The organism is Thermostichus sp. OS-CIW-32 (assembly GCF_054060415.1).
Genome location: NZ_JBSSDD010000005.1, coordinates 239531 through 246445, shown reverse-complemented (window position 1 = coordinate 246445; position 6915 = coordinate 239531). Strand labels below are relative to the sequence as shown.

The 6915-nt window shown below is 59.9% G+C and carries 6 protein-coding genes and 1 pseudogene; 1 reads left to right on the top strand and 6 read right to left on the bottom strand.

Features of this window, described 5'->3' with window-relative positions:
* The 6 genes and pseudogenes from ACVWY8_RS08465 to ACVWY8_RS08440 form a co-directional block, all read right to left on the bottom strand.
* A pseudogene (locus tag ACVWY8_RS08465) lies at positions 1-484 on the bottom strand (RNA-guided endonuclease InsQ/TnpB family protein); the annotation flags it as partial.
* Between the two features lie 201 nt (positions 485-685).
* Complete coding sequence (gene hisD / locus ACVWY8_RS08460; protein ID WP_414343017.1) at positions 686-1999, bottom strand: histidinol dehydrogenase; 1314 nt, start codon at positions 1997-1999, stop codon at positions 686-688.
* A 247-nt stretch (positions 2000-2246) separates the two neighbouring features.
* On the bottom strand, positions 2247-2990 hold the full coding sequence (locus ACVWY8_RS08455) for a hypothetical protein (protein WP_457394279.1): 744 nt from the start codon (positions 2988-2990) through the stop codon (positions 2247-2249).
* Between the two features lie 115 nt (positions 2991-3105).
* Positions 3106-4290: an LL-diaminopimelate aminotransferase gene (locus ACVWY8_RS08450; RefSeq protein WP_457394278.1), complete on the bottom strand. Its 1185-nt coding sequence runs from the start codon at positions 4288-4290 to the stop codon at positions 3106-3108.
* Positions 4291-4339: 49 nt separating this feature from the next.
* Positions 4340-4924 carry a TolB family protein gene (locus ACVWY8_RS08445; RefSeq protein WP_457394276.1) on the bottom strand — a complete coding sequence of 195 codons (585 nt, stop codon included), beginning with the start codon at positions 4922-4924 and terminating at the stop codon, positions 4340-4342.
* Positions 4925-4982: 58 nt separating this feature from the next.
* Positions 4983-5267 carry a DUF427 domain-containing protein gene (locus tag ACVWY8_RS08440; RefSeq protein ID WP_414328853.1) on the bottom strand — a complete coding sequence of 95 codons (285 nt, stop codon included), beginning with the start codon at positions 5265-5267 and terminating at the stop codon, positions 4983-4985.
* 231 nt (positions 5268-5498) lie between these two features.
* On the opposite strand from ACVWY8_RS08440, the gene ACVWY8_RS08435 reads away from it, so the two are divergent.
* Positions 5499-6908, top strand: a complete 1410-nt coding sequence (locus tag ACVWY8_RS08435) for a DUF697 domain-containing protein (RefSeq protein ID WP_457394273.1) — start codon at positions 5499-5501, stop codon at positions 6906-6908.
* Positions 6909-6915: the final 7 nt, after the last annotated feature.

Sequence of the window (6915 nt, the reverse complement as noted above, 5' to 3'; positions counted from 1 at the left end):
CAGGCAAAGGACGGTGCTGAATTATGCGAACAGCACCGATTTTGGGCAGATGGATAAACTGCCCGCAAATGCAGTCCTGTTGCATCGGGGGGAAAGTGAAGGAGCGATACCGCCCAACTCCCTTGAATCTGGGTTTCCCTGCCCGCTTGCCGTTACAGTCCCCCTTCAGCCACCGGTCGAATGCTTTGTGCACTCGCTCTATGCAGTTTTGCAGGACTTGCGAATGGATGGCTCTGTACTCCGGAAACAGGGCTTTCGTGCTCACCAAATCCCGTTTCTGGGAGTAGAAATCGGGATTGTCTTTTAACTCAGGCAAGTGACAGACTAGGGGACAAGCATTGATGTCACAGCGATTGTGTTCCCACCACGCAAAGCGCTCTGCCAAGCGATAGTTATAGTGCTTCCGCAACAACTCTAGCTATTGCTCCATCAGAGCAACTTGGCTAGAGGTAGGGCGTAAGCGATATTGATAGGCAGTTCTCATGATGAGTTTATAAAAGTTCTCATGATGAGCGTATAAAATCCTGCTACGCCGGTCATAGCACCAGTAAGGACAAAGCATCGTGTCCTTGCCTCTCATCCCGACCCTCACCCTGGATAGTGGTGAGTGGATAGTGACTAGCCACTAGTCACTAACAGAGGGTGGGGCTTCCCGGCGGTCTAGCTAACTGCGACCAGGGCTTGATTAGCGCTCCTCCGCCAACCGCACCTGTACCGACTGGCCGTGGGCGGGCAACCCTTCCGCTTGTGTGAGAGCCTGAATGGCGCTGGCCACCTCCCGCAAAGCCGCTGAGCTGTATTGAATCAGACTGGAATGCTTTAGGAAAGTTTCCACCCCCAAAGCCGAGGCATAGCGGGCCGCACCGGCGGTGGGCAAGGTATGGTTGGGGCCAGCCAGGTAATCTCCTACCGCCTCCGGAGTATGGTGGCCCAAGAAAATGGCCCCCGCATGGCGAATGGGATCCAGCAAAGCCCAGGGATCTGCCACCTGCAGTTCCAAATGCTCTGGCGCAAACAGGTTGGACAAAGCCACCGCCGCCGTCAGATCCGGCACCACCGCAATCAGCCCGTAATTCACCACCGACTTTTCCACCATCAGACGGTTGGGATGGGCCTCCATCTGGGTGGCCACCGCCTGCTGCACCTGCTGGGCCAGCTGGAGATCGGTGGTCAGAAGGATGGCCGCCGCCAAGGGATCGTGCTCGGCTTGGGCCAGCAAATCGGCAGCCACATAAAGGGGGTTGGCGCTCTCGTCGGCGATGATCAACACCTCCGATGGCCCGGCCAGCGAGTCGATCCCCACCGTGCCGTACACCAGCTTTTTGGCCAAAGTTACGTAGATGTTGCCGGGGCCGGTGATCACGTCCACCTTGGGGATGGTCTCGGTGCCGTAGGCCAAAGCCCCTATTGCCTGAGCCCCTCCAACGCGATAGATGGTGTGGATGCCTACTTCTTGGGCGGCCACCAAAATGGCCGGGCTAATCCCCTTGCCCCCCGAGCCGTCGGATCCCGGTGGCGTCACCATCACAATCTCGGGCACCCCTGCCACCTGGGCCGGGATGGCGTTCATCAACACCGTGCTGGGATAGGCGGCTCGCCCTCCCGGAATGTATAGGCCGGCGCGATCCACAGGGCGGTATTGCTTGCCCAAGACGATCTCAGGGCCGGGAAAGCTTACCCAACTGCTGGGCACCCGCTGCCGGTGAAAAGCTTCAATGCGCTGCTTGGCCAGCCGTAGGGCTGAAAGCAACTGCGGAGATACCGCCTGGTAAGCTGCCTCTAGCTCGGCCCCAGACACCTTCAGCTCGGCAACGCTCAGCTCCACCTGGTCGAACTCAGCCGTATAGGCCAGCAGGGCCCGATCCCCCTGACGGCGTACCGCTTGCAGGATCTCCCGCACAGTTGCTTCGCGGTGCAGGTTCTGGTCAGCCTGAGTGCGCTCCGAGATCCGTCTGAGCTCGGCTTCAGCCTCGGCTAGCTGGGTGACGATTCTCAGCATAGCGACTCCTTCGCGTAGAGTGCCGCAACCCCATAGTAACGAGGGATCCGGCGGCATCGCGGTAGCAAAGCGGATCTTTCGCTGGGTCGGCTTGCGGCGACAAGAAGGGACATCCCCAGGCAGGGATCTTGTCTGCACCTGGCGCGATCCGGGTTGATCATGGTCATAGCTTAGCCTGGATTTTCCTCGACCAAGAGCCGGGTAGAGTTCGCCGATAGCCCTACTTAGGAAAAAGCCTGCCCCTTTTTCATAGGCCCAGTTCTGTCGATTTGATCAAGTTGCGAAAATCGTGGATTACCTCTTCACAGCGACGGAAAAAAGCCAGCACCCAATCCCGTAGCACCCTTTGCTGAGATTCGTCCAGTTCCTTGAGGGATCCCCGGTAGTGGATCTGGCCGCTGCGCTCGATCTCGAACTGGTTCAGCCATTCTGCTTGGGATCCCTGGCGTTCCACCACTTCCTGCCGTGCTGCCTTCCAATAGTTGACGATCACCGCCTTGCCCAAATAGCCGGTTGTAATCTGGCAGAGACGGTTCAGAGATTGCACGAAGACATCCATCTCCATGCGCGGGCCCGCCGCAGGAGCGGAACTGGGCTGGGTAGCGTTCCGGCCTGCCTCCGCCTGGCTGGTAAATAGACGAAAGGTGGCCAAGCCCTTTGGCGTATCCTGCTGCAGCTCAGCTCGCAGGCGGTTCACGGCCAAGGTGTAAACCGGCATCACCAGCTCGTCATTCACCGCCACCAGCAGCGCCCATTCCGGCCCGAGGGGGTAAACGAAGACCCGCTGCTCGGCAAACTGAAAATCAAAATAGTCAAGTCCTGGGGGCATGGTCTCCAAAACTTGAAACAGCCCTTCGGTAAGGGCTTGCTGCTGTCGGCTATCCAAATCCTGAAAAGAGCGGTAGAAGAAAGGGCGACCTGCCCGACTCAAGAGCGCCACCCCCATCACCCCACGGATGGACAAAAAACTGTCGAGCGTTTCCTTCTCCATGCCCACTCAACTTGGATAACACTCTTACTCTTATCCTGACTTAGATTGCCCGAGGGTGGGCGAGCACAACCAACCGAGAGCTGGATGCTCGATGTTTGGGATTGATGTTTGGGATTTAGGAAATGCACCGGGACAAAAACGCCTCGATCCGTCCCACTGCCTCCTCCAGACGGGATCCCTCGACCACCAAAGCAAAGCGGACATAGCCTTCCCCACTGGGGCCAAAGCCAGAACCGGGAGACAGGGCAACCCCTGTGGCTCTCACCAAGTCCAGACAAAACTGGGCAGAAGAGCCGCGATAAAACTCCGGCAGAGGCGCCCACAGATACATGGTGGCTTCTGGCAAGGGCACAGGCCAACCCATGCGGTGCAGAGCCGCCACGGCTATATCCCGTCGCTCGCGGTACACCTGCCGCCAGCGCTGCAAAAAGCTATCGGGAACTGCCAAAGCCGCTGCTGCCCCCCGCAGAATGCCCTGGTACTGATGGAAGTCGATGGTGGATTTCACCCATCGCAGGGCTCGGATCAGCTCTCGGCTGCCAATGGCGTAGGCCACCCGGAATCCCCCCATGTGATAGGACTTGGAAAGAGAAAAAAACTCGATGGTGCGGGTTTTATCGGGATCCGCCTGCAGCGCAGAAGGGGCCACCTGGCCGTCGAAGCGCCAGTCCACATAGGGAAAATCGTGGGCCAGAACGATGTCGTACTGCTGACAAAACTGCAGGGTTTCTTGCCAAAACTCCGGGGTGACGGTGGCAGTGGTGGGGTTGTGGGGGTAGTTCAGCACCAGCAACCGTGCCTGCCGGCAGATTGCCTCCGGGATCCGATCCCAGCGGGGCAAGAAGCGGTTTTCCGCCCGCAGGGGCAGGTAGTAGGGGATCCCGCCCGCCAGATGGATCCCGCCCACGTGAGAGGGATAGGCCGGATCCGCAACCAAAGCAACATCGCCGGGGTTGAGCAGGGCCAGGGGCAAGAGGGCCGTCCCCTGCTGGGATCCGATCAACGGCAGCACCTCTGTTTCCGGATCGATCTCCAGGCCGAACTTGCCCCTGTACCACTTGGCGCAGGCAGACCGAAAGTCCGCCGTGTCGTGAAACAGCGTGTAGCCATAGGTAGAGGGATCCGACAGAGCCGATTGGATGGCCGCCAAGGAGTCTGAAGGTGGGGGCAGATCGGAGGATCCCAGAGACAGATCGATCACATCCAGGCCAGAGCGACGAGCCTCTCGCTTGGCTCGATCCATTTGGTCAAACACATTGCCGCCGAGGGGCTGAAGTCGCTGGGCGAGGGGAATCGACATGCAACAACTCTTGCAAAGCAGGGGGGCCTATCCTAGCTTGAGGATCCCCTCAGGGATTGTCGTCAGCATTGGGGGAAGAAGGTGAGGTTGGACGCGTGCTGGCCGCCGGCCCCCGGTCGAAAATCTCGATGTGCCACTGTCCTTGGCCGTTGCTCTCAAAAGCGATAAACCGGCCATCGCCGCTGATGGTGGGGTTGCGCACATCTCCTGGCACCCGGCTGCTGATGTTTTCTATCCTGCGAGTTTCCCGGTCGTAGAGGAAGATCTCAGACTTGCCCAGAGCATTGGACACGTAGACGATGTAGCGGCCATCAGCGCTGATGTCGGGCGAGGTAGCCGCCACGTCGCTGGAGTTGAGGCCGGGCAGATCCACCAAGCGACGTTCCACCGTGTCGTAGAGAAAAATATCCTGGCTGCCGCTGCGGGCCGAGGAAAACACCAGGTAGCGGCCATCTCCGTTGAAAGCAGGCTCCCCATCGGGGAAGATGCTGTTGAGGCCACTGTTGGTCAGGCTGGGACGCGGGGTGCGAAAACCTGCGGGGCTGCAGCCCAACAGCACCAGGCTCAATCCGGACAGGCCCAGCTTTCTCGCCCACCGGGCCGCGCCAAACAGGATCCGGCCATTGGTCAGCATGGCATCGCCTCTCCAACCCACTCTTCCCATCATACCCGGTTGACAAACTCGGCTCCGGCTAGGGCTCCACCTTGACACCCTTCCAGAAGGCCACATAGCCCCGGATGTTGGCCGCAGCGGGTTTGGGATCCGGGTAGTACCAGGCGGCATCTTTGTTCTCCTGGCCGTTGACCACGAGGGTGTAGTAGCTGGCCTCCCCCTTCCAGGGGCAGGTGGTGTGGGTAGAGCTGGGCTGGAAGTATTCCCGGCGCAGAGATTCCGGCGGAAAATAGATGTTGCCTTCTACGGTTTCGTAGCGGTCTGTCTCCGCCACCACTACCCCATTCCAGATAGCCCTGGGCATGGAAAACCTCCTCTTGCCAAGTTTTGGATATCGGATTTTTGAGTTGCGGATCCCGGCGGCTGAGGCCGCCTTGCTTTGAGCTTAACTCTTCCCTTCCTCTTATGATCGTCTTGTATTGTCCCTTGTATTGTCCGATGAGAAGCTCTCTGTCCGGTGGGGAAGCCTGCCGATCCCGAGAGCAAAGTGGAGTCTTTTAAGGGCTGCTTCCTACCGCTATTGAGCGCTACGGCTATGGCTCGCCGCAACACCCTACAAGATGACCTCAACTACCAACAAGCCAAGCGCAGCCTGCGCCAGTGGGTGGCCCAACTGGATCTGCGCCCCCAAGAGGTCGCGGGCTTAGAAGGGGAGTTGGAGAGCTTGCAAGCGCTCTTGGACAAGCTGGAAACCGAGGTCATCCACATCGCCGCCTTTGGTCTGGTGGGGCGAGGCAAGTCTTCCCTGCTCAATGCCCTGCTGGGCGAGCCAGTCTTTGAGACGGGGCCCACCCATGGCATCACCCGTACCCAGCAAGCGGCAACTTGGAACATCAGCTGGGAAACCCGCCCCCAGTCCTCCTTCTCTGGCACATCCCTGCAGGGATCCCGCCTCCCCCCTTCCTCGGTGCAGTCGGTACAGGTCGCCCATTGGCAGGGATCCCGTCTGGAGCTGATCGACACTCCCGGCCTCGATGAAGTGGATGGCGAAGAGCGGGCGCGGCTGGCCCGAGAAGTGGCGCAGCGGGCGGATTTGATCCTGTTTGTCGTCTGCGGGGATCTGACGCGGGTGGAGTTTGAGGCTCTGGCCACCCTGCGGGAGGCGGGCAAGCCTATGCTGCTGGTGTTCAACAAGATCGACCAGTACCCAGAGGCAGATCGCCAGGCCATTTACGACAAGATCCGCAACGAACGGGTGCGGCAGCTCCTTTCTCCCAACGAGATCGTCATGGTGGCGGCCTCCCCTCGCGTACCCCGCCTGGTGCAAAGGCCGGATGGGAGCTTTGCTGCCCAGATGGAAGTGGGATCCCCGCAGGTGGATGAGCTGCGCCTGAAAATCCTGGAAGTCCTGCATCGGGAGGGGCGTTCGCTGCTGGCCTTGAATGCCCTCCTGTTTGCTGATCGGGTTAACCAGCAGGTAATTGAGCGCAAGCTGCAAACCCGCGCCCAGCAAGCCCAAGATCTGATCGCCTCAGCCGCCCGCACCAAAGCGCTGGCGGTTGCCCTCAACCCCATCACCCTGCTCGATACCTTGGGAGGGCTGGCCATCGATGTCACCCTGATCCTGCGCCTGTCCCGCCTGTACGGCTGGCCCATGAGCACTGCAGGAGCCACACAACTGCTGCAGAAGATCATCCTCAGCATGCTCAGCCTGGGCGCCGGCGAGTGGGTGGCGCTGTTGGGCCTGGGATCCCTGAAAACCTTGCTGGGGGGATTCTCTCTGGGAGCCTACGGTTCCGTGGCCCTGACGCAGGCGGTGTTGGCCGGGTTTTCCTGCTATGCCATCGGCGAGTCCGCCCGCCGCTACCTGGCCCAGGGAGCCAGTTGGGGGCCAGAGGGCCCCAAAGCCGCCATAGCCCAGATTTTGGCCGATTTGGACGAAGCCTCGATCACCGCCCGCCTGCGGGAGGAAATCCGCCACAAAATCGGATTTGCTTTCCCCTGAACCTCTA

What these genes read in the sequence shown, in the direction of transcription:
- ACVWY8_RS08440 (WP_414328853.1), bottom strand. Translation starts at nt 5,267, where the DNA reads ATGCCCAGGGCTATCTGGAATGGGGTAGTGGTGGCGGAGACAGACCGC.
- ACVWY8_RS08435 (WP_457394273.1), top strand. Translation starts at nt 5,499, where the DNA reads ATGGCTCGCCGCAACACCCTACAAGATGACCTCAACTACCAACAAGCC.
- hisD (WP_414343017.1), bottom strand. Translation starts at nt 1,999, where the DNA reads ATGCTGAGAATCGTCACCCAGCTAGCCGAGGCTGAAGCCGAGCTCAGA.
- ACVWY8_RS08450 (WP_457394278.1), bottom strand. Translation starts at nt 4,290, where the DNA reads ATGTCGATTCCCCTCGCCCAGCGACTTCAGCCCCTCGGCGGCAATGTG.
- ACVWY8_RS08455 (WP_457394279.1), bottom strand. Translation starts at nt 2,990, where the DNA reads ATGGAGAAGGAAACGCTCGACAGTTTTTTGTCCATCCGTGGGGTGATG.
- ACVWY8_RS08445 (WP_457394276.1), bottom strand. Translation starts at nt 4,924, where the DNA reads ATGCTGACCAATGGCCGGATCCTGTTTGGCGCGGCCCGGTGGGCGAGA.